The sequence below is a fragment of the Cohnella panacarvi Gsoil 349 genome, assembly GCF_000515335.1.
Lineage (GTDB): Bacteria > Bacillota > Bacilli > Paenibacillales > Paenibacillaceae > Cohnella > Cohnella panacarvi.
On the sequence record NZ_KI911563.1, the window covers coordinates 4,722,488 to 4,743,775 of the forward strand.

27 protein-coding genes are annotated in these 21,288 nt (G+C 50.9%); 25 read left to right on the forward strand and 2 right to left on the reverse strand.

Translation table 11 applies throughout. The annotated features are described in order from the left end of the window. Positions 1–2: 2 nt before the first annotated feature. Entirely contained in the window at positions 3–1,457 is a 1,455-nt protein-coding gene (locus COHPA_RS24725; RefSeq protein WP_027088396.1) for a restriction endonuclease subunit S, read from the forward strand. Between the two features lie 241 nt (positions 1,458–1,698). On the opposite strand, the gene COHPA_RS0122495 is transcribed toward COHPA_RS24725, so the two are convergent. Continuing rightward, positions 1,699–2,421: a sensor histidine kinase gene (locus COHPA_RS0122495; RefSeq protein ID WP_027088397.1), complete on the reverse strand. Its 723-nt coding sequence runs from the start codon at positions 2,419–2,421 to the stop codon at positions 1,699–1,701. A 1-nt stretch (position 2,422) separates the two neighbouring features. After that, positions 2,423–3,199: a LytR/AlgR family response regulator transcription factor gene (locus tag COHPA_RS0122500; RefSeq protein WP_027088398.1), complete on the reverse strand. Its 777-nt coding sequence runs from the start codon at positions 3,197–3,199 to the stop codon at positions 2,423–2,425. Between the two features lie 387 nt (positions 3,200–3,586). Between COHPA_RS0122500 and COHPA_RS0122505 the strand changes: the two genes are divergently transcribed. The 24 genes from COHPA_RS0122505 to COHPA_RS24040 all read left to right on the forward strand — a co-directional run bounded on the left by COHPA_RS0122505 (position 3,587) and on the right by COHPA_RS24040 (position 21,270). After that, the gene (locus COHPA_RS0122505; protein WP_027088399.1) at positions 3,587–4,357 is read left to right on the forward strand and encodes an enhanced serine sensitivity protein SseB C-terminal domain-containing protein; all 771 of its coding nucleotides are present in this window, start codon (positions 3,587–3,589) and stop codon (positions 4,355–4,357) included. A gap of 24 nt (positions 4,358–4,381) precedes the next feature. Further along, positions 4,382–5,668: a hypothetical protein gene (locus tag COHPA_RS0122510; protein WP_027088400.1), complete on the forward strand. Its 1,287-nt coding sequence runs from the start codon at positions 4,382–4,384 to the stop codon at positions 5,666–5,668. Between the two features lie 18 nt (positions 5,669–5,686). After that, on the forward strand, positions 5,687–6,193 hold the full coding sequence (locus tag COHPA_RS0122515) for a hypothetical protein (protein WP_027088401.1): 507 nt from the start codon (positions 5,687–5,689) through the stop codon (positions 6,191–6,193). A 92-nt stretch (positions 6,194–6,285) separates the two neighbouring features. Beyond that, positions 6,286–6,645: a hypothetical protein gene (locus COHPA_RS25745; RefSeq protein ID WP_156926726.1), complete on the forward strand. Its 360-nt coding sequence runs from the start codon at positions 6,286–6,288 to the stop codon at positions 6,643–6,645. A gap of 13 nt (positions 6,646–6,658) precedes the next feature. Continuing rightward, complete coding sequence (locus tag COHPA_RS24730; RefSeq protein WP_027088403.1) at positions 6,659–7,036, forward strand: hypothetical protein; 378 nt, start codon at positions 6,659–6,661, stop codon at positions 7,034–7,036. A 448-nt stretch (positions 7,037–7,484) separates the two neighbouring features. Continuing rightward, positions 7,485–7,862 carry a hypothetical protein gene (locus COHPA_RS0122530; RefSeq protein WP_027088404.1) on the forward strand — a complete coding sequence of 126 codons (378 nt, stop codon included), beginning with the start codon at positions 7,485–7,487 and terminating at the stop codon, positions 7,860–7,862. Continuing rightward, entirely contained in the window at positions 7,855–8,391 is a 537-nt protein-coding gene (locus tag COHPA_RS0122535) for a hypothetical protein (RefSeq protein WP_027088405.1), read from the forward strand. The genes COHPA_RS0122530 and COHPA_RS0122535 overlap by 8 nt, the downstream gene beginning before the upstream one ends. A gap of 21 nt (positions 8,392–8,412) precedes the next feature. Next, positions 8,413–9,432, forward strand: a complete 1,020-nt coding sequence (locus COHPA_RS0122540; protein WP_027088406.1) for a CpaB family protein — start codon at positions 8,413–8,415, stop codon at positions 9,430–9,432. Further along, on the forward strand, positions 9,432–10,004 hold the full coding sequence (locus tag COHPA_RS0122545) for a hypothetical protein (protein WP_027088407.1): 573 nt from the start codon (positions 9,432–9,434) through the stop codon (positions 10,002–10,004). Before COHPA_RS0122540 ends, COHPA_RS0122545 begins: the two co-directional genes overlap by 1 nt. Further along, positions 10,001–10,798, forward strand: coding sequence for a CpaE/TadZ family protein (locus tag COHPA_RS0122550; RefSeq protein ID WP_027088408.1), 798 nt, complete (start codon positions 10,001–10,003; stop codon positions 10,796–10,798). The genes COHPA_RS0122545 and COHPA_RS0122550 overlap by 4 nt, the downstream gene beginning before the upstream one ends. Before the next feature lie 30 nt (positions 10,799–10,828). Then, on the forward strand, positions 10,829–12,655 hold the full coding sequence (locus tag COHPA_RS0122555; RefSeq protein ID WP_027088409.1) for a hypothetical protein: 1,827 nt from the start codon (positions 10,829–10,831) through the stop codon (positions 12,653–12,655). Beyond that, on the forward strand, positions 12,652–14,652 hold the full coding sequence (locus COHPA_RS0122560) for a hypothetical protein (protein ID WP_169733292.1): 2,001 nt from the start codon (positions 12,652–12,654) through the stop codon (positions 14,650–14,652). The genes COHPA_RS0122555 and COHPA_RS0122560 overlap by 4 nt, the downstream gene beginning before the upstream one ends. A gap of 113 nt (positions 14,653–14,765) precedes the next feature. After that, positions 14,766–15,332: a hypothetical protein gene (locus COHPA_RS0122565; protein ID WP_027088411.1), complete on the forward strand. Its 567-nt coding sequence runs from the start codon at positions 14,766–14,768 to the stop codon at positions 15,330–15,332. Between the two features lie 85 nt (positions 15,333–15,417). Continuing rightward, positions 15,418–15,879, forward strand: coding sequence for a hypothetical protein (locus COHPA_RS0122570; protein WP_027088412.1), 462 nt, complete (start codon positions 15,418–15,420; stop codon positions 15,877–15,879). 2 nt (positions 15,880–15,881) lie between these two features. Continuing rightward, positions 15,882–16,277, forward strand: coding sequence for a hypothetical protein (locus tag COHPA_RS0122575; protein ID WP_027088413.1), 396 nt, complete (start codon positions 15,882–15,884; stop codon positions 16,275–16,277). 3 nt (positions 16,278–16,280) lie between these two features. Beyond that, the gene (locus tag COHPA_RS0122580) at positions 16,281–16,718 is read left to right on the forward strand and encodes a hypothetical protein (protein WP_027088414.1); all 438 of its coding nucleotides are present in this window, start codon (positions 16,281–16,283) and stop codon (positions 16,716–16,718) included. Between the two features lie 13 nt (positions 16,719–16,731). Beyond that, complete coding sequence (locus COHPA_RS0122585; RefSeq protein WP_027088415.1) at positions 16,732–17,019, forward strand: hypothetical protein; 288 nt, start codon at positions 16,732–16,734, stop codon at positions 17,017–17,019. A gap of 13 nt (positions 17,020–17,032) precedes the next feature. Continuing rightward, the gene (locus tag COHPA_RS0122590) at positions 17,033–17,482 is read left to right on the forward strand and encodes a hypothetical protein (protein WP_027088416.1); all 450 of its coding nucleotides are present in this window, start codon (positions 17,033–17,035) and stop codon (positions 17,480–17,482) included. Positions 17,483–17,489: 7 nt separating this feature from the next. Then, positions 17,490–18,500 (forward strand): hypothetical protein, encoded by a 1,011-nt coding sequence (locus COHPA_RS0122595; RefSeq protein WP_027088417.1) that lies wholly within the window; start codon positions 17,490–17,492, stop codon positions 18,498–18,500. Further along, the gene (locus tag COHPA_RS24735; protein ID WP_027088418.1) at positions 18,497–19,450 is read left to right on the forward strand and encodes a M23 family metallopeptidase; all 954 of its coding nucleotides are present in this window, start codon (positions 18,497–18,499) and stop codon (positions 19,448–19,450) included. Before COHPA_RS0122595 ends, COHPA_RS24735 begins: the two co-directional genes overlap by 4 nt. Positions 19,451–19,466: 16 nt before the next feature. After that, positions 19,467–20,117 carry a hypothetical protein gene (locus tag COHPA_RS24740; RefSeq protein WP_027088419.1) on the forward strand — a complete coding sequence of 217 codons (651 nt, stop codon included), beginning with the start codon at positions 19,467–19,469 and terminating at the stop codon, positions 20,115–20,117. A gap of 22 nt (positions 20,118–20,139) precedes the next feature. Then, positions 20,140–20,403: a hypothetical protein gene (locus COHPA_RS0122610; RefSeq protein WP_027088420.1), complete on the forward strand. Its 264-nt coding sequence runs from the start codon at positions 20,140–20,142 to the stop codon at positions 20,401–20,403. Next, positions 20,393–20,767, forward strand: a complete 375-nt coding sequence (locus COHPA_RS0122615; protein WP_027088421.1) for a hypothetical protein — start codon at positions 20,393–20,395, stop codon at positions 20,765–20,767. The genes COHPA_RS0122610 and COHPA_RS0122615 overlap by 11 nt, the downstream gene beginning before the upstream one ends. Positions 20,768–20,811: 44 nt before the next feature. Next, positions 20,812–21,270 (forward strand): hypothetical protein, encoded by a 459-nt coding sequence (locus COHPA_RS24040; RefSeq protein ID WP_027088422.1) that lies wholly within the window; start codon positions 20,812–20,814, stop codon positions 21,268–21,270. The last annotated feature ends 18 nt before the right edge of the window (positions 21,271–21,288 follow it).

Consider the following 21,288-nt stretch of genomic DNA (forward strand, 5'->3'; position numbering starts at 1 on the left):
TCATGTTTATTGATGAGTTGAAAGCTACTATGTTGGCACTTGCGATGCAAGGAAAACTTGTTCAGCAAAATTTGATGAATGAGACGATTAGTTCTTTTTATAAAAGTGATGAAAGTAAATTAGATTTGAATCTGTCAGCAAATGCAAGTGAAATTCCCTTTGAACTACCAAATGGATGGCAGTGGGTCAGGGTTCCTGAATTCCTCTTTTTTCAAGAGGGCCCTGGCGTGAGGAGTTATCAATATACAGACACGGGTGTTAAACTGTTGAATGTTGCCAATCTACAAAAAGGGAAACTGGATTTAACAACATCTTACAGGTATATATCTGAAGAGGAAGCATGTGGCAGGTACAATCATTTTCTTGTAGATGAAGGTGACTTGATAATCGCAAGTTCAGGGATTACCGTTGAAACTTTTGAAAAAAAAATGGGGTTTGCGGAAAAAGAACATCTACCATTATGTATGAATACAAGTACAATAAGGTTCAAATCCCTAAATCCAAAAGAATTGGATATACGATTTTTTATGTACTTTTTAAAAAGTGAAATTTTTAAAAAGCAATTATCAGAATTAATTACAGGCTCAGCACAATTAAACTTTGGCCCGTCCCATTTACAAAAGGTTATATTTCCGTTGCCGAGTTATGAAGAACAACAACAAATCATATTTAAGATTGATGAAATGTTTGCCTTAATTAAAGATTTAGAAGAAATAAAAAATGATACACACGACTTGGTTAATAAAATGAGGAAAAAAGTCCTTCAAGACGCCGTCGAAGGTAAACTTGTTCCACAAGATCCAAATGATGAACCAGCAAACGTTTTGTTTGAGAGGATTATGGAAGAGAAAGAACGGTTGATAAAGGAAAAGATAATCAATAAAGAGAAGCCTCTTCCTCCAATACAAGAACATGAGATCCCTTATACGCTACCACAAGGTTGGACATGGGTTCGCTTAGGAGAAGTGGCGTATCATTCTCTTGGTAAAATGCTTGATAACCAAAAAAATAAGGGTAATCTTCATAATTACCTTAGAAATTACAATGTGAAATGGTCTTATTTTGAATTAGATGACGTATTACAAATGAAATTTGAAGATAATGAGTTTGAGAAATATTCAGTTATAAAAGGTGATCTAATTATTTGCGAAGGTGGGTATCCAGGAAGGGCAGCAGTATGGGAGCAAGATTATTCAATATTTTTTCAGAAAGCACTTCATAGAGTTAGATTTCTATCAACATATACGAATTATTTTTTCTTAAATTATTTGTTGTTAAGTGATATGAATGGGGAATTAGAAAAGCACTATACCGGTTCTGGGATACAACATCTTACAGGAAAGTCTTTAAATAAAATAACATTCCCACTTCCTCCATTAAATGAACAGAAACGTATAGTTGAAAAAGTTAATCAATTTATGGCTCTATGTGATGAAATGGAAAAGTCAGTGATATAATCTTAATTTGCAACAAACAACCAAGTCCTGTAAAATAAACTCATCGGCAAGTCGCAAAAGGTTGATTTATCAAGCCTTTTCAGCGTTTTGAGGACGCACAGGACTTAAAATCCTGCGGTGGGTGACCACCGTACGGGTTCGACCCCCGTCCTCGGCACCACTACATCGATATACAAATCCCTTTTCGTCCTTGTTCTTGCAAGGCGAATAAGGGATTTTTTGTGATGTACATGCCTATCTTTCAAAGAAGAGGAATTTCAAGCTTGAATGTAATTTGACCGCCTTTATTCTGGTATTGCAATCTCCCTCCTAACCTGGCCGCAATTTCTTGTACGATCGGAAGACCGATACCTCCATGATCATGCTTGGTGGTATAGCCTTGCTTAAGCATGTTTCTAGAAACGCACTTGGGAAGTTTTCCCGGATTAATGACCCTAACGAGCAGCTTATCATTCTTCATATTCCCGTGGACGCGAACCCACCGATCATGTTGATCTCGGCAGGCCGCATATTCGATGGCGTTATCGATCAAGTTTCCGAATAATCTCACGAGTTCTAACGGCGACAGATGAGCTGGAATCAATCTCCAATTCTCAAACTGGAACATGAATAGCACGCCGCGCGTTTCGGCATCTGCCTGTTTCGTTTGAAGTAAGGCAGTAAGCACCGGGTGGCCAAGCTCGTACTTCTCGAACGTATACGTTACATCATTGGCCCATCGTTCCGTGTATTCGAGTAGATCCGCATATTCTTGCATGGACACCAGAGCGTTGATGGTATTCACATGGTTCAGAAGATCATGCTTCTGCGCTCGTATTTCGAATTGCTGATCTCTCATTTCCTTCACTTGCTCCGCATAACAGCGAATGCTGTGTTTCAATCGGGATTCCGAGCGTTTGATTAATATGATCCATAGGCTTAAAACCGCAATAATGCCGATGCTCCAGTAGAAAGGCAGGTTCACCTCACTCACCTCGGTTTCGGCGCTCCAACTGTTCGGCGAATTTCGATACTTGAGCACGGCCGAGCGGGGCTGTCAAGGTGCTGTTCCGGAAGAGAATGACGAACCTTCGAATTAATCCGCTCTTCGGAGTGTCGGGATCCTTCGTGAATCCGGATACGTGCCGTAAGTTGACTAATACTCCTCGAATGGTTTCGACCAAGTTCGGCGCCATCATCTCCTTGAGTTGCTGAAGCGTATAGATACTGCGAATACGTTCGCCGTTCGTCAGGAAGATCGTAACCGATTTTTTGGAGGGTAGCTTCTCGATCATAAGAATCATGCTTTCCGAAATGGCGAAATTTTGTTTGGAACGAGAGGATTCTACAAGAATTTCTTGCGTATTTTCAATCGAGCTGACTTTGGCTGCGGACGCGGCCTTCTCCTTAATTTTATCGATGGCAATGTTCCACCGGTCGCTCGTGATCGGTTTGACGACGTAATACGCCCCGATCTCGTTGACCGCCATCATGACGTTGTACGGATCCGTAGAGCCCGTAACGAACATGATCGTCAAGTCGGTTTCACCTAACTCGCGCAATCTAAGCGCGGCGTCAATCCCTGACATATCCTCTAATTCGATGTCCAGAATGACCAGTACCGGCCGGTACTTTAGGACCAGCTCCACGAATTCGAGCCCGGAATGCGTCTCGGCTATGACGTCGAGGTCGCTCGCTGCACATAAAGACCTAATTTGTTTGCGTACATGCTGTACATCTTCGGCAATAATTGTCCTCATCATCCATCTTCTACCTTCTCTTAAAAGATTTTCATTCCATGTTAGCAGAAAAATGATATTATTTTCCACACTTCGATCAAAACTAACATTATTTTATTTGTCAAGGCTACCAAAGAGAGTTAAATGTATTTTCATGTCTAATCATGTCTATTACTAGCGAATTAGGTTTGCAGATAGAGCGAATAGGTAAATACAACATCATTAATGATTTGTCAAGTGCATTTCGAGGTCGTTTTATAACATTTCGCGGCTCAATTCTGCCAACTTCGAACCCCTTATATCATTTCGAGGTCGATTACTGACATTTCGCGCCTATCCCATTTCAAAGGTGTAAAGATTTCCATATACTAGAAGGTATGATAATTACATCGAATGGGAGTTGATCATGGCATGTTGTCTGATCAAATGAATCTCGATCCGCTTGACGGTCTCTTATCGGCAGCAATAGAGGAATCGACAGGGCGCTATGCCTTCTACCTAGCGTTCCTGGAGCATGAGCTTGTTGTCATCGGCACGGTTTCGGATGAGTCTACGTTGCAATTGAAGTACGTCGAGATGGAGGGGCAATTGGTTCTTCCCGTCTATTCCAGCTGGCATAAATTCCATTCGGTCTACGGTTCGAAATACGCTTATATTAAAATTCCGGCGTACCTGTTGCTTGACGCGGTGGAGTTGAACGATCCATGGGTGCTTAATCCGGGCTTCGTTCCTAGCAAAATGATCATTCCCGAAGAGTTGCAAACGCTCAAAGACGGGACGATTCTAGACTATTGCTGGGAACAGCTCAGCGAACAAGACAGGAAAGCAATGCTGGAGGAGCGGTTGACCGAAATTCCGGAGCTATCTTTTCAAGTGCTGATCAAGTGTCTCGAATCGTATCCTTCCATCCGAAAAGCCTACGTTACCCGCATATATCGACCGTCCGCTAGCGAGCAGCCTTTTCCGTTAGTTGGACTAGAACTGGATGACTCGGATCGGGAGACGGCTAGCGCGTTGATCGCCTCGATCAATGCGGCGGTGCGGGAATTGCCGCAGACAGATCACGCGTTCGAATTTGTAGTGCTTGACGATGCCGTTCCTCTCGCCAAGTCTATGAAGGCGCAATTGCAGCCGGTTTACGTGCGAAAGACGATTGAGGATATACGCTCGATGTTTCGTTAAGCATCCTGAAGGAGGGCGACCGGGATGTCGCAGATTAAAATTAACGTGAACGACGTGCGGGCCGTGAACAAAACGTTCAAGAGAATGATCGGCAGGATGGGCGACGAAAGAGACGATCTGTCTTCGTTACGCCGTAGATTGGACGGAGATATTACCCGGAGGCGGAACATCGACTCGCGGATGAGTCAAGCGGGTTCAAAACTAGGTGACTTACAAACTCAGCTTCAAGCGTTGTATAATTTTATTGATTACGGAATGGACGAGTACATACAAGCGGACGAGAAGGCCAAAGACCATCCGTTCGAGAAAAAGAAGAAGAAGTCGGTCTGGGATAAAATCGGTGGCGCCATCAACGCGGCGGCTGACGGCGTAACAGGGTTCGTGGAAGGCGTAGCGGATGCGGTGATCGGCACCGTAGAGGGCATCTTTAACATGGTTGTCCATCCGATCCAGACGATTCAAGGACTCGTGTATGTCGTGACACATCCCGTGGACGTGGCCGTTGGGATTTGGAACGCGGTATCCGAATCGTGGAACAACGACGTCGTGAACGGAGACGCTCAGAGCCGCGGCAAATGGTTCGGACGGATGATCGGCGAAGTCGCGCTCGCAGCCGTCGGAACGAAAGGCGTCGATAAGGTAGGCAAGCTGGCCAAGGGGTCGAAGATTGTCCAAGAAGCCGGGGGAGTAAGGGTCGTACCCGAGGTGCTGAGAGGGAGGATGCCGGGGGTCAAGCGTGACATGGGTACTCCCGCGAAACCGGAAGTTGAAGGTACACCGTCTCCTAGCCTCAATAAGCCTGGTATGGGGGCGGGAAGCCATAAAAAATTTACCGGGGCAGGCATGAAAGCTTACGACAAGGCTGCAGAAGCTGAGTACGAATTAATAAGAAAGTTAGGAATGAAGGACATTGAAGATGTTGCTCGGAATACGGGACACCGTGTTGATGAAATAAGAGCAATGAAGAAACATTTATTTTTCGGTAAACATCAAATACCTCAACCGGGAGGGAAAGAGTTTAGACTTGAACGTTTTGCCGCTGACGACGAAATTGCTTTTGCTTGGAAAACCGTTCAAAAGGGAGAGTTATCCCCTGAACAAAAAGCATGGTTTAGGCAATTGGGTGAACACGAACTTGCAGAGAGAAAGTTAATGGCAGAAGGACACAAATATCGCACTTTAGAATCGTGGAATAAACAAAAGGGAACTTATGACGGCTTTCCGCCCGGTGCGCATGAAAAAGCGCCGCCACAACCGAATGCGGCTTTCCCAGGTTATGAAGAATACTTCTTTAAAAATATGTTTGATTAAGAGAGTTGGTGGAACGACATGGGAACATTATTAAACAATGCTGTAAAGCGTATATCATCCATTCGATTTGAGAATGTCGGCGATAAGGTTCGACAATCACATCATGTCTTGATTAGTGAATACTTTAGAAGAGTTAACGCATTTTTAGATGCTTTTGGTGCTCATACCGATAAATATCCTATATTCAGCATTGCAAAAGTACTAGAAAAGAATGTCGATACTAATATCTACGATTTATGCCCGAACCTTCATGAAATTAATCATGTTTATGTAAAAGCAATATGTTATGGTTATTTGGAAATTTACGCATTGGCGGATGAGGGAGTAAGTGAAGCGATAGAGTTCATTGATCTATATGAACCAATGATAAAACTCTTCGAAAGAGGAGGAAGTTTCGGTATCAGACAAGGCGAATTGCTTGTTGGCAGGTCGTCTTATCCACTAAAATATTGGCGAGAGCTCCATATTCCACTTCATGATATAAGTGACAGTGCGCTTAATCGTGTGGATGCAGGAGGGGAATAATTACTTATCCTTTCCTCGTAGTTAAGATGAAATAACTATCTTAGCGGTTAGATCCTAGATAACATGTAGGCTGTCTATTAGGTCAATCGGACATGATAGACAGCCTTTCTTATTGTTCATTGCGATTAGATTATCTGGATGGCCAAGGCAACAGGCCCTTTCCAGATAACGGGAGCTCTTACGGGGTTATAAGATTCAGAACCTCGAGGGTAGAAGAAATAGAGATTCCTTATGGTGAAAGAATGGGCGGTACTAATTATGATGGAAATCCGTGTACGCAGAACGGATTCACTGGAGCAAGAAATGAGGAGATTATCCCGGAATGGAAGCTAGATGGTCGGATTAATCCTATAGACGGGGCTGAATTATATAAAGTCTCTGACGATAAAGAAAGGCTAGTAGGAATTTATGATGCAAGAAAAGGTAAGTTTATCGAAGCTAAAGAAAAATAAAGGGGGAATATACATGAGAAGTGGTCTATACGCTTTTTTCAAAGGTTCTGAATATAGACTGATAGAAATATCAGATGGTGGTTTAGAGTTGATTTCAAATGACAGTAAGGACATTGACAAGGGGTTTAGTTTTTATGACGAAGGGGTTTTTGTTAAAAAGGTAGTTAGAGAACAATTGGATCAAGTTTGTCTCATTGATACCTTTGCCCTCTATAAAGGTGTTAAGTTAAAGGTTGGAAGCATGAGGAACGGTAAGGTGCTGTTAGGTACAAGTCAACTCCAGTTAGTAGAAGATCTGGGTTTTGACAGAACCGATAAATATTTTTACGAAAAATGGGTTGACATCGCAGAAGTTCAATTAATTGAGGAAAAGCAGCTTGCCACGATATAAACAATGAAAAGTAGAGCATATTATATTCAAATTAATTCTTAGTGAACGGTAATGCATAATAGGTCGATTATGGTCGGAACCACCGCCATGATCGACCTGTTTTTTTGTTATCTTCGTTTACTCGCGGTATAGAAACGATTATAACTTTGCCGGTCTACTATGTATACCGGTCTGGGAAGTAAACCCATGCAGCAATCGCCTTCCCAACAGCCCGATCGAATATCGCACAAATCCTAATTTGTCAAGTACATTTCGCGGCCATTAATCGACATTTCGCGGCTCGAAAAAGCCCAATTTATATCGGAGATACCAATTCGAGGTCGTTAATTGACATTTCGCGCCAAACATATTCCAAAGGTGGATGTCCTTCCATATACTTGAACCCAAGCCCGTACAGGAATCGACATTGGGCAACAATCCCAACGACATGCGACACAGGGGTGATGGAATGGGCAAGACCGCAATTCTTACTCTAGGATTAGTCGCGGTCCTCCTCGCGAGCTATTGGTGGAGCCTGCAACAGGAAACTTCAGTCGACCCGGTGCTGAAGACTATCGTGGATACCCACATGGGAAGCGGGGGCGCGATCGAGGATCCGACTCATGAGCTTGGCGTTACGGATAAAGACGATATCGTTTACTCCGTAGATGCCAGAAGTCTAACCGTAGAATATGGCAAACAGCAGTTTCGCGTCGACTTGGACAGCGACGAAGAAAGTCAGACTTTAGCGAGCTATCTAAGCGCGCTGGGGCTGTCGATTCGGGACAATACCGAGGGCAATCCTCTCCTGCTATATAAAGGCGAAGAGGTGAAACGAATTGAATAGACCTGCTATCTTATGGTTCACGATCATGCTGTCGGTTGCCGTGTTGCTCGTTGTCGGATGGACAATAGCAGGCGGATTCTATGATGTAAACGCGAAGACAGACGAAGCAGAAGTACGAACGGTAATCGTCAAAGAGGCGATCGCGCACGGGAAACAGCTCAAGACGACTTTGCCTGCCAACGACGCGAAAACGGTCGCTGCGATCGCGTGGCCTGCATCGGAGCCGGCAACGCGGTACGAATATCTCGAATCCTCGAGCATTATCGACCCCGTCTCGATTGGGGGCGGCATCGAGCCAGACATCCCGTTCACCTACATATCGGACATCGCAACGGCAGCGAAATACGTGGCAACAATGGTCGCGGATGGATGGACGGTCGAAGGAACGTTCCGAACGGCGAAATACGTGGACGTGTACCTCGCCCATAACGGAATGATGTGCAGAGTGGTCGCAATGCCGGGCTATATGAAGCTGTTGTACCCGGTCCAATCCGGCGTGCCGGATCCCGAAAAGTTTATTAACGGTTGAACTTGATGCGGAGGTAACGAGATGAGCTGGGAATGGAACTGGAAGACGATTCTGATCATTGCCGCGGTCGTATTGCTGTTCGTCGGTACGAACGTCGGTCAATATTACGCGATTTGGGAGCCGAAGCAAGCGGATATGAAAGCCGATTACGAAGGGCAGATCGCTTCTTTGCAGGAACGAATCGAACAGATCGGCCCGATGGTCAACATATGGACGATCCGGGAAGGGGGCAAGTCGTTATACTCGGGCAAACAAATTCAGTACGAAGACCTGGAGTCCCGAGAAATACCGGAGTCGCTGCTTGTCCCGAGCCTTGTGTTGGAACCGGAGACGGTCGTCGGCAAGTATTACCGGGTTTCATTGCAGTCCGGGACGCCGCTTAGCATGGACCTGGTCATGGAACAGCCGGTAGACGATACGACGCGCGAATACGACGTCGTCGCGGGCGTGATGCCGATCGGGCTTCGCGTCGGAGATTATGTTGACCTCCGCATCGTATACCCGCTCGGCGAAGATTATATCGTGCTTCCGCATAAGCGGGTTCAGGCGATTAACGAGAAGACGGTCAAGATGCTCTTGAACGAACGGGAAATTCACTTCTATCAAGCGGCTCTCATCGATTATTTCTTAAACACGGAAAAAGGCGCGACGTTGTACATGACGAAGTATCTCGAGCCCGGCATTCAGAAGCCCGCGTCGCAGTTTTACGCGATTCCGAAGAACATCGAAGCGATCATGCTTGCCGATCCGAACATCACGAAGAAGCTGAACGGCGAGATCAACGATCCGATCCGGTCGATGATCGATACCGGCAACTCGGCGGTAACCGAAGAGCAGGGAGGCAAGATCAGCTCCGGGCGAGGCACGATCCAAGGCGCGATCGAAGGCGGAGCCTCCGAGGCTGCCGATCGAGATAAGGCGTTGCAAGATGCAGAAGAGTCGGCAGCACCCGCGGTCGAGCCGGCGCCCGAGACGATCCCGAGCACGGATACGACGTCCGAAGGCGGAACATTGACGATCGAGAAAGGTGTCGTGGAGTAATGCGGATAGGCGTATACGGCTACACGGACAAACGTCCCGTTATCTATGCGTTGTTGAAATTGCTGCATACGACAGGCGACGTCGCGTTGCTTACGAACAATAGGCACTATGCTAGATTGCTTGAATCCGGCGAGTTCCAAGGACATTTCGCTAATGTCATGATCGCCGTGACGGACGCCACGCCCGACGAGGTGTTCGAAGAGATCGGTTACGCGCCGGACGACTTCGACCACGTACTGTTCGACGTTCAAGATACGATACCGAGCGATCTGCAGATGGCGCTTCACGTGAAAACTTACGCGCCATCCGAGGACGAGCAGGCGGTACTGGCCATGTTGAACGAACCCGTTACGGTGAAGATGGCATACGACGGTAAGCGCGAGAAGAACGCGATCCACGTCATTCCTTCCTCCCGGCTCTGGCAAACCGCCGAGCGGATCGAGCACTTCCGCCAGCTTGAACCGATGCCGTCCAAAGCGATGAACGTCGAATTCGCGAAGCTGCTTGCTCCGCATCTGAATATTAAGCCGAAGCAAGCGCTCGGAATATTGACGAGGAGGCGAAGCAAATGAAAATTGCCGTCATATCGCCGGACCGCAGGCAAGGAGGAACGACGGTGAGCGTGATGCTCGCCTTAGGCATCGCGCAGACGCAGAATATGACGACTTGTCTGGCTTACACGGGCAATGACGGCCGATCGATGGCCGGTTATCTGGGAGTCAAGCCGCAAGAAGACAAGACGCGCAATTTGACCCAGGTCATCAAATTGTTGGAAGCGAACGCGATCGCCGGCGACGAGATCGTCGATTATTGCCTCAAGGTTCCCGGCGTGCCGAATTTACAACTGATCGAGACGGCGGCCGAGACGATATCGGCCGAAGACAACACGAAGTTGTTGAAATTCGCCATCCAGAATCTTAGCCACGAAGTCGTCGTAACGGACGTCGCGACGGAAATTTACGACGAAGCATCGTTAGCCGTCATCGAGCAATCGGATTTGGTCGTGATGGTGCTTACGCAATCGAAGGACGTCTGGGACAAGCTGCGAGATTGGGATCGCGCGGGCGTACTGAGTGTGCTGAACGGCAAAGGGCTCGTCTACGTTTTCAACCAGTTCGATCCTTACGTCGAGGCTTTCCGGGATACGACGAAACGTCTCGGATTGCGTCATCGGCGATGCGCCAAGCTCAGCTACAACCCGTTCATTCGCAAATCGAGCAATACCGGCAAGCTGCAGACGATGCTGCCGTTCATTCTGGACCGGGATCCGAGAGTGATCGAGCTCAATAACGACTTGAAGGAATGTCTGATGGTCGTCCTTTCGAACTTGGGAAGAAGAACGGCATGGCCGCAGAAGAAGACTTAGCGGCGGGAGCGGAACGGGAGGAACTTAACGTTGAATTTAAATACGTTGCTCATAGTCGCGACATTCATCGGCATCGCCGCGCTGGTAATCGCTCTGTATTGGAAAGCGAAGCGCGAGAAGCCGGACGTGGAGCTGTCGGATAAGCTGACGCTCGACCGTCTGCTCGAGATCGTCAAGTACAGCTTGGCCGACTTGGTCAAGGACGAGAACCTGGCCGGCATCACGGACGAGGAATTCGAATCGATGTACAAGCGGAAAGCCCGCATTCAGGACGCGATGCAGAATTGCGTGTACGGCATCGATTCCGCCAAGCTGATCGTCCAGGACTTGATCCGCAGCATTATCGCCGAGCAGTTGAAAACCGAGGAAGAAGTCCTTCAGGTATTCGACTTCGGAGGTTACGTGGAACCGCGGGTCAAGTTCGAAATCTTGATGTACTTCTACAAGAAGACGCACGGCAAGGATGCCCTTGCCGAGCTCGTCAAGGAATACCGGCTCGATCGCGAACGGTACGAGATCGAGGACAAGTCGCAGCCTTCTTATCTCGTATCCGAGGAAGACATCGATACGATCTACGCCGATAAGGCTTTCGAGCTCAGCTACCATGTCATGCTCGATCTGCTCGCGATAATGATCTACCAGAGGTACAAAGGGTTCGGCATCATCGACACGCTCCGCGAAATGAATATTAACGGCTTCAACTGCGGCACATCCGGATCGATTCTGAGCGCGCTGCTCAACAAAGAGAAGAAGATCATGAAAGCGCCAAGATCGGTATGGCTGTACTTCAACGGCAAGTACATCCATCTCAGATTCCTGTCTTTTCAGACGGAAGAAGAGCTGCGCAGGGTCGTGCAACTGCTCTGCCGGTATAACAATCCCGGACCGCTCACGGAAAAAAGAGGATATCTAGTCAACACGATGTACGATAAGTCCCGCGTTCTCGCCCTAAGGCCGCCGGCCGCGGAATATTGGGCGGTGTTCGTCCGAAAGTTCACGCTGAGCGATTCGTCGCTTCCCGCCCTGATCGCCAAACCCTACGTGAAAAACGCGCATTTGGCGATCGAATTGATCAAGTTCCTGATGATGGGGCAAGTGACGTGCGGCTTCACCGGTCGGCAAGGCGCCGGCAAGACGGTCATGATGACCGCCGCGGTCAAGTATATCGATCCGAGATATACGCTGCGGGTGCTGGAGATGGCTCCGGAGATGTACTTGCGGGAGCTATACCCCGAACGGAACATTTTATCCGTGCAAGAAACGGAGTTCATCTCGGCGACCGAGCTTCAGGACGCGCTCAAGAAATCGGACGCCGCCGTCTCGATCGTCGGCGAAGTCGCGACGGATGCCATCGCGGCGAGAATGATCCAGATGGGGCAGGTCGCGTCGATATTCACGATTTTCTCCCACCATGCGAATCTGGCCGATCAGCTCGTGTACGCGATCCGGAACTCGCTCGTTAATGCCGGCGGATTCACCGGCAACATGACGACCGCCGAACAGCAGGTTATCGATGTGATCCGCGTCGACATTCACCTGAACTATACGACGGATGGCAGACGGTACATCGAGCGGGTATCGGAAATCGTAAAGTTGGACGAATACGTCCCTTATCCGACGTACGATCCGGGCAACGCCGTTCATTCCATGAACCGGATCACCCAGGAATACTACGAGCGCAAAACGGATCGCAAGACGTTCGCCACGCGCGACATTCTAAGATACAACCTGGAGACCGATACGTACGAGGCGGAAGATTGGTTTACGACGGAGTTGACCCAGAAGATGCTCAGCACGATGCCGCCCGATAGAATCAAAGATTTCAAGTCGTTCATTCTCGACAACTGGAGGCTATGATGGTTTTTCTCCTCATCGCGATCGTCTTGACGGCTATATTCGGCATTTCCTGGATCGTCGTCTCCGAACGCAAGAAGGCGAGGGCGAGAATGTCGGGCATCCGCAGCAAACGGAGCGGCGTTATTCCGTTAACGACCTACCTCAGGTGGTTCAAGAGGCTGGACGAATCGTTCCTGACGCGCGGAAGCTTCCAGAAGGTGAAGACGCGCATAGGAGACTTGTCGGTCTACTCGGCCCAGGAAATTCAAGTGTATGCCGTGCGGGTCTACGTGATCTCCGTCTCTTGCTCGGCTGCCTTGTTAGCCGCCGGCGCGCTCATCTTCAAGGACGTGTTCTCGACGCTGCTCGTTCTGTTGTACGCGATCGTCATGAACAACGTTATTGTCGGCAAGCAAGTCGACAGCGTGCATTACCGCTTGCTGAAGCAATTGTCGACGGCTTTGTCCTCGCTCCGGTTGAATTATTTGCGGCTCAACTCGATCTCCCAGGCGATCGCGGAAACCGAAGCGGGCAACTCGCTTCGCCGGGCGTTCGAAGATATTTCCGCGATCTTGTCGGATGTAGACGGGAAGAAGAAGCTGGACGAATTTTACGCCAAGACGCCATTCAAGCTGCTGTGCACGCTGGCCGGCGTCTGCTACATCCTGAATAACGCGGGCGACTCGAAGCTGCGCGACGGCTCTTCGAATTTCCTGCAGGCGATGGGGATGCTGGCGGACGAGGTGAACTTGGAAATTCGCCGGATCACGCTGCAGAAAGCCAGATTCGGGATGCTGGAATATTTGCCGATCGTGCCTCTGCTTGCGATCGGGGTTATCGAAGGGTTCTTCACCTCGATCATACCGGGAACTTCCGTCTTGTATCACGGAATGATCGGTTACGTGTCCCGCGTCGTCATCCTGCTGGCTTCGATTATCGGATATACCGTGATCGTAAGGGTGAACAGCGCCGTATCGGTCAAGAAGGACGACCGGAATCCGCTCGTCATGCGAGCGCTTCGGGCGCCGTGGTTCGCGAAGCTTGTCGACGAGATGATCCCGAAGAAGTCGTTCAAGCGATTGCGCAAGCTTCGCGCGATCAAAGGCGCGTTAAGCATGACGAATCTGAGGCATCTGTACGGCAGCAAAATCATGTACGCCGCCGCTGCCTTCCTGTTCTCGCTCGTTTGTTTTTTCTTCGCGGTGCAGCTCGGCAAGCAGTTCATTTACGACAACGTACGGGAAGTGTCGCTGATCGGCGGCGAGAAGCTGACGGCGAAAGACATTCAAGTCAGAAGAGAGCTGGATCGTTACTACTTGTCGCTTCCTAAGATGCCGACGGAGAACGAGACCAAGAATCTCGTTCAGGCGAGGCTGCCCGACCTGCAAGCTTACGATCAGGACGCCCAATTGAAGCGGTTGATGGAGAAGTATAGAAGCTACCACAACGCCTATTTCAAATGGTGGATGGTCGCGGTTTCGTTCGGCATCGCGTGCGCCTTCTATTATTTGCCCGAACTGCTGCTTCGAGCTCGCTCGGCGTTGCTGAAAACCGAAAGCGAGGAAGACGTGCTGCAGATGCAGACGTTGATCTCCATCCTGATGAATACGTCGTGCGATACGCTCGAGACGCTGTATTGGCTGATGAAGCAGAGCCGGGTGCATAAGAACGCTCTGGTCGACGCGTTCCACGAATATCCGTCCAATCCGGATCTGGCGCTTAATCGCCTGAAGGTGAAGTCTGTGCTGCCAAGCTTTCGCCGAATGGTGGACAAGCTTCTGCTCACGATACACCAAATCCGTCTGGACGAAGCGTTCAGCGACCTCGTGTCCGAGCGGGAGCACGTCATGCGAATACGTGAGATCGCGCAGACTTCGACGCTCAACAAGAAGCGCGGGATGGTCAGCCCGCTCGCGATGGCGCCGCTCGTGTTGACCGCGGTGCTGTACATTCTCGTACCGCTTGGCATCCTCGGGTTCCGGGAGTTCAAGAACGCGCTGCAGCAGATGAATATGTAAGACGCAAGCGATTATTCCGCGAAGGAGGTGAGGTTGACGGCGAGCGCATGCCGGAAATGCGCATCGGAAGCACCAGCCAATCCTTTAAACCAATCTATGGGAGTGATTAAACAATGGAAGGCGAACTCGGATCGGGCGCGCGAATAGCGATTGCGCTCATTGTTATCGGCGTTATTATCTCGGTCATTTTCGTAATCTTAGGTTTTACGCGGGGAACGACGAACCAGGGCATCTCGGGCGTATCGACCTCGATGGACGCGATGACGCTGGCGCGGTTCGACGACTACGACCAGAAAACCATCTCGGGTACGCAAGTCATCGCCGCGGTTAAGCTGTTCGAGGGTCAGCCGGTGGCGACCGTTGTAAGGACGACGGCTACGATGTCGGCCGCGGGAGGCGCCAATACGGGCAACAATTATGGCGCGTTGTTGACGAACTCTAACAAAGTAGAAGGCAATGATTACTATACGACAGCTGTAATTACCCGCACTGAGGCTCAAGAAAATGATTCCTTTTATACAGTATCTTTGGTTACGCCTATCAGTCACAACTTGAAATATACGCCAATGACGGATGCCGGAACGAATCAATTCGTTCGCCCGACGGCCAAGTTTTTGGCGGAGCTGATGAAGGATTCTACGGGAATGATCGTGGGTATCTGTTTTACACAACTCGCTTAATTACTACTGTTAATGCCTATGAGCCGCATCTCGCGGTTCGTAGGCAATCGTAGAGTAGTAAATTACAGGAAAGGAGGGGGCTCCCGTGAACGAATGGTCCGCCACGATCTGGGCGAGCTTGAGCGCGATGGCCGCGGCGATCGTCATTTCCTTCGTCGTTCTGCTCGGCTCAATGGCGAGGGAGAGCGCGAATGTCATGCACGAACAAGATACGGCCATCGAAATTCTGAAGGAGCATCGCAAATACAGCCCTTATGACGGCACAAGCGATCTGTTCGCGCAAGATCTGATCTCCGCCATCGCGGAGTCGGGCGGTTATCCGGTTATTCAAGTGTACACGGGTTTATCTTCTCCGGACCAGTTGTTGACGTGGGAGCGACGGACATCGCCTTTGCCGAGCGGTGCCGCAGATCCTTTCTCCGTAGAAGAATTAACCGGCAAGTTCAACGACAAGTTCGGTAATCTTCTTGACTCGGCTAGATTTCGTTCAGAGATTATTAGGGACGCCAACGGAGCGGTCAGCATCATTAGGTTCAGGAGGCAGTAGCCATGGAGAACGAAGTAAGCGATGGCGTGAAAATAACGTTCAACCTCGTCGTAATCGCGGCCATCATCGCCATCGTTGTCGGCTTCAGCGTCTTTACCCAAGAGTTCAAGAGGAACCAGGTTAATGCGATCGCGGATTCTCAATTGGAGAACGTTTCGGCCGAGCTGAGAGAGGTCGAGAGTTACGGGGCGGTTCCCGTGCCGACGCTTTATGCGATTCTGCGGAGGAGCGATGGCGCAGCGTACCTCAAACCGGTAACGATCTATAAGACCGCTGTAAGCCATACGGAGGATCTAGCCGCTCCGAAACTGCTGGGCAAGAAAGTCACGATCGAGCTTACGCCTGTATGGGACCGATTCGAAGTCGCCATAGCAGAGGAGAAGGAGACGGAGGAGTAACGGATGGAAGAATCGGAAAGCTCGTTCGACATGTTGCTGCTGATCGGCGTGCTCGCGCTGTTCCTTGCGATCGGGCTTCCGCTCCTGATCCCGTTCATGAAAGGAGACGTCGGCGGGTTCGACGTGCAGATCGAGAAGACGGCGCCCGTGACGAGAAGCATGCTGTCCGCGAATGTCGATCCCGAAGCCAGACAGTACGACAGCGGCGACGCGCTGCTCATGCTGGTCGTCGCCGACGAGAACGCGCCGAAGCCCGGCAAAGTCCGGTTCGATAGGAATGGAACGCAGCTAGAGATAACGCTTGATGAAGCTTTCTTCTCGAACCGGAAGCAATCGCTGGAAACGTTGTGGACGGGAATACCGAGTCACGCGAAAGTCGACGTGCGGTTGTACGCCGGACCGGAAGGCATGCGGTACTGGAACTTCGGCTTCGCGCCGTGAGAGGAGATCGAGAATGATTCTGCTAGGTTTAAACATACCGTCGTTCCGTAAAGGTACGAGCGTCAAGATCGCGGATCCCGCTTGCGCGAAAGGGGCGAAGGCCGAGATGATGTTCGCCGTGCTGGATCCGAAGGAGAAGCATAAGAAGAGCCCGTATGGAACGCCGAAGAAAGGCGCCGTGGGCAAGATCGTATCCATCATGAAGTTCAAGTCGCCGGAAGGCGAAGTTTCCATCTACTATGGCGTGCTGGTGAAAGACGTGCTATACGCGTTAGCAGAGGACAAGCTGGCGAGAGCGTAACGGAGGGCTGAGCATGACCGATCTGATTAATAAAATACTCGGCGTCCTTCTCGCATTCGTCCTGCTCATCGGCGCTCCCTTCGTCATTAGCGCGATGAACAAAGATTTGACGATGAACCGCAGCGTCCTGAACGAGATGACGAACTTTATCGACAAAATCACGGACAAAGGCACGCTGACCGATCAGGATAAGGCGGACTTCTACTTGGGCATATCGTCATACGGGGCGTCGATGGACGCGACGATCAAACGATATATGAAAGTCGTAAACCCTGACGGCGCGGGCGGGACTTATGCCTCCTACGTGTACAACGAGGATATTGCCACATGGAACGCCGGAGACATCATCCAAGTGACGGTCCGCGCCATCGACTATACGGGTGCGCAGCGTCTCCAGAATCGACTGTTGCGGATGACCCCGCCGAAATTCAACCAGACGTTAGCCGGCATGATCAGGAAGTAGGTGAAGGATGAGCCGTTTTTTTGCAATCGTTAATCTCGTTTCGCTGCTCGGTTTCTGCGCATTGATCGTCGGGTTTCTATTCTACGTACAGAAGGAGAAGGACGAGATCGAGAGGCTGAAGTTAGCCTACGCCATCGACTATTCGACCGACGCCGGCATTCGGGCGATGCTGCTCGATACGGGCAGTCTCGGGCTCGATTACGCTCACGAGAAGAAGTTTACGTTGAATCCGGATTTGGCCATGGACGCGTTCCTGAACGTGTTCGCCTTCAATTACGATATGTTGCCGACGGAAGGGCATAAGCGGCTGATCTCGGAATACATTCCGGTGGCCGCGGTTACAACCTACGACGGTTATTACATCGCGGAGCATCGCGTGACGACCAACCGGCCGGGCATATACGCGGGCGAAGGCGATCCGGACGATGCCGATTGGGAGCTTGCGTTCGGCATGAAGCTTCCTTACGTATACGAGAACGGGAATACGAAATACGCGCTCAACATGGGGCTTGCGGACACCGTCGCTTACGACGGTTCAACCATCGAGAGGCGCGAGGGCTTGCCTCCGACTCCGGAGGGTCCGTCCATGACGCGCGAGATCGCGCTTCGAATCATCAACGACAAGGTGTCGAATCACATGGCGGAAGCGATAGAGAAGCTGAACGAAGCGAATTACGCCTGGAGCAGCCGATTTTACATCCCTAGCCAGCTTTCCGATCGAGTCGGGGTCAACCCGATTACGGGCCCGAGCTTTCTCGTTCTCGTGCAGAACCTGCAATACTTCTCCACGACGAATAAACTCAGCGGTTTCAGCGTTGCGGGATCGAGCGTCGGGGAGGCGAGACAAGTCGTCGGTTACATGAAAGACGGTTCGCGTTACTATGCGTTCGCTGACAAGTTGCCCGATGGGGCTGTTCCACAGGCGTTGTTCGATTCGATGGAAGAGGCGGCGCGAGCGGAATATCGGTTCGATGCCGCGGCTATGAAAACGAAGGTAGAAGGAGGAGGAGTGAAGTGAGAAAATGCGCGAAGGCGATATGGTTCATCTGGATGCTGCTGATCCCCGTTTCGATCGTACATGCGGAAGACGCCTCCGTGCTGCTGGGCTTCTACGACAAAGTTCCCGATCCTGCAGCCGATATAAGGAAACTCGAACAGATGCAGAAGAAGGTCGAAGCCATGACTCGGGACGTCAGCAGCAGGACGATGCTGAACTCCGCTCACTCGCTCGAATTAGCCTTCGTGAGCGAACGGCTCGCTCAAGTGGACACGACGATTCAAGAGCTGTCGGATCGGCTGCTTGCGCTGGAAGGAACAATGAAGGCGCAAGCAGGCGCGGACGTCGACACGATCATGAAGCTGGATGCGGAGTATCGTCAGACGGCAAGCCTTCTTCTCCGGAAGAAGGAGGAAAGACAATCGATCGAGGATCAAGCGGGACTAGGAGAGCAGGATATGAACCTGGCCCGGGACAAGCGGGAGCTCGAGCAGCTGAAAGTCGATATGGAGCGTCAACGCGAGCGCGTGAAGGAGCTAAGCGAATTCGCGGAGCTCGGAGACGTCACCGGATTCACCACGCCGATTGGCGTTCCGGTACGAATAACGTCTCCGTTCGGTGAACGACTCGATCCCATAACGCAAGACGAGACGACCTTTCACGCCGGTATCGATCTTGAGGCGACGGAAGGTACGCCGGTCCTATCGGCGTTCAACGGACGTATCGCGAGGACGGGAAACGACGACGAGTTGGGCTTGTATGTGTGGATCGAGCACGGCAACGGGATTCGAACGTTATACGGGCATCTGTCTTCCATATCCGTGACTCAAGGGCAGGAAGTGCGGCAATACGAGCAGATCGCCTCTTCCGGCAATACCGGTTCCCGGACGACCGGCGGGCATCTGCATTTTACGCTAACGATTAACGGAACCTCGGTCGATCCGGCCGTGTTCGTTCATGCCGCGGGATGAGAGGAGGAATGCAAGGATGATCGTTGCTTCAAGAGAACGCTATTTGCCGACGATGGTCAACACGATGGTACTGGCGATGAACGACTGGTACTTCTACCTGCATAGGGACGTATACGACCAAGCGGTCATATTGAGCGATCGATATGACGCGTTCGATTCGCTTGCGAAAGCAATCGGCTGCGAAAGCGCGGAAGGAGAAGCGACCGCGAGATGGTTCTCTGAACATACGCCCAAGCCGTTAAGCGTATTGGCTCCGTTCCTTCAACTCATTGACGGAACGCTGGAGCAAGACATGGAATTATGCTGCGGGGTCCTGCACGTCGTGACGGCGATGATCCATGTTAAGGGGTTTCCGGAGAAGCCTCCGGAAGTTCGCAAGAGCGTGTCGTTCTCCTTGACGATTCGCGAGGAGTACGAACTGGCCTGGGAGAGATTTATACAATCGGCCGTTCCTTACGAGAAGAGGCACGCGTCGTTTCACTTCGGCGTTGCGGAAGCCGTCCAGCCGATCCATCAACATCAAGCAGCCTTGTCGGTTACCGATACGGTTCCGCTGTTTCCGTCGTTCCGGCCGCTTGAAGATGATGCTGCTGTCAGGCAAGAGTCCGCGCCGAAGAAAGGTTCGTCGCAAGAAGAAAGAAGCGCGACGAGGAGTTTGTTGATTTGACGACGATAGGGGGGAATAAACCATGAGCAGCCAATCCGGGGAAGATCAGGTTCGTCATTCGTTGGAGGTCATCGGCAACGAACTGCAAGCTTTGCTATCCGGTTCCGCGCGGTTGCGGGCCATCTATGGGGAAGCAGCCATCGCGAGCGACTTAACCTTCGTGAAAATTCTTGAAGAACAATACAAGAAGCTCTCCGAAGATATAGGCGGACTATCGGCCGAAGTCGGCAGAGTGCAGCTGGGTTATAACGAGGTACAGAAGGAGGCGGTCTCGAATGGGCGGTAAAGCGATGCTGCTCGATCCGAAGCTGCTCGAGAGATTGTTCCAAGAAAGCCGCAATTTCGAGCGGTTGGCCGGCGAATGCATGAATGCGATACACATTCAGCTGTCGAAGTTGAACGATCTTGCTCTCATTCGTTCGCTGCCCGGCGAGCGGGGGGAACAGGCAAGGTCGGCGATCGTCGGCGTTACGGAAGCCGTCGAGATGCTGAAACAGGATCTCGACGAGACGAAGCACTTCGTCGACCGGAAGCTTGCCGGCGCGGCGGGCGGCTACGGACCGACTCCCGCGACGGGACCGGGATCCCAGCCGGCGGCGCTCGCCGGATTCGCGTTGCGGCAAACCGATCTTACGTCGCTGCGCAAATAAGGCATGAAGGTCGAACAACGAAGCCCGGCAGGCGGTGAACGGGATTGATTGTATCGGTCATTCTATTCGCCGCTTCCGCGGCTGCGCTCCTATGGCTCTACTTCTATATGAAGAAGCGGGAGCTTCGCGGGACCGTCGTCGGAGAACTTCCGATCCACGATGAACTGTACCGATTTCTCGAGTATGCGGATGACGGGTATATTCTTGCGCACGAGACGGATCAGATCTCGTTCTTCAGCCCGTACGCCTCGCCCGCCGTATGCCATGCCGTTATGGACAGGATCCACCACAGCCCGGCGAAGATGTTCGGAACGCGTTCTCTTAGAATCCGAACTTGGCGAGTGTGCAAGGCGGGCGACGGATACTACCTCGTCCGCAAGAACATTACGCACCGTACCGTCCAGGCCAAGCAAGGCTTGCGCATTGCGCTGGGCGACGATATGGAAGAGGTCTGGAAAGTTTCCGTTCGTCCGGACGGATACCGCGTAGAAGACGTCAATTGATCTGGAGGTACTGTTGCC